The 311-nt window shown below is 40.2% G+C and carries 1 pseudogene; it reads left to right on the top strand.

Annotation, left to right across the window (positions count from 1 at the left end):
* Positions 1-27 precede the first annotated feature (27 nt).
* Positions 28-311: pseudogene (petB, locus tag QQK25_RS24915) on the top strand (cytochrome b6); the annotation flags it as partial.

Raw genomic sequence — 311 nt, 5'->3', positions numbered from 1 at the left:
GTTCTCAGAGGGGGAATCCTTCAGGTTATCTATCTCAATAAAGTATATGATTGGTTCGAAGAGCGTCTAGAGATTCAGGCTATTGCAGATGATATAACTAGTAAATATGTTCCTCCTCACGTCAACATTTTTTATTGTCTAGGTGGAATTACACTGACTTGTTTTTTGGTCCAAGTAGCTACGGGGTTTGCCATGACTTTTTACTATCGTCCGACGGTTACTGACGCTTTTGCTTCTGTTCAATACATAATGACTGAAGTTAATTTCGGTTGGTTAATCCGATCCGTTCATCGGTGGTCGGCAAGTATGAT

It is taken from the genome of Zoogloea oryzae, assembly GCF_030161255.1.
Lineage (GTDB): Bacteria > Pseudomonadota > Gammaproteobacteria > Burkholderiales > Rhodocyclaceae > Zoogloea > Zoogloea oryzae.
This window is presented reverse-complemented; position numbering and strand designations above follow the sequence as displayed.